Source organism: Pelomonas margarita, from assembly GCF_043555875.1.
GTDB lineage: Bacteria > Pseudomonadota > Gammaproteobacteria > Burkholderiales > Burkholderiaceae_C > Pelomonas > Pelomonas margarita.
The window spans coordinates 1-255 of the sequence record NZ_JBIGHW010000094.1 but is presented as its reverse complement, the minus strand read 5'-3'; the positions used below and the strand labels follow the sequence as shown (position 1 = coordinate 255).

Here is a 255-nt window from a genome sequence, read left to right as displayed (position 1 = left end):
ATGTGCGAGTCGATGGCCGAGCGGCCGGCGTTGCTGCCCCGCGCCTTGATTGCCTGCGTCAGGCGGCGCAGGTCCTGACGCTGGACGTAGCCCCACACCAGCCGGGCGCGGTGCTCCTCACCCAGCAACGACTCCAGGTCCGACGCGCGAAGTTCGATCTGCTGGCGATTGGGGCGCAGCAGCCGGGCGGGCTGGCTGCGCAGCGCGCTGGCTCGCGCCTGCGCCGCCGCAGCGGCTGCTTGTTCGGCTTGTTCA

Annotated in this window: 1 pseudogene; it reads right to left on the bottom strand. The window is 71.8% G+C overall.

The annotated features are described in order from the left end of the window. Positions 1-203 (bottom strand): annotated as a pseudogene (locus ACG0Z3_RS23395) (IS5/IS1182 family transposase); the annotation flags it as partial. Positions 204-255 lie beyond the last annotated feature (52 nt).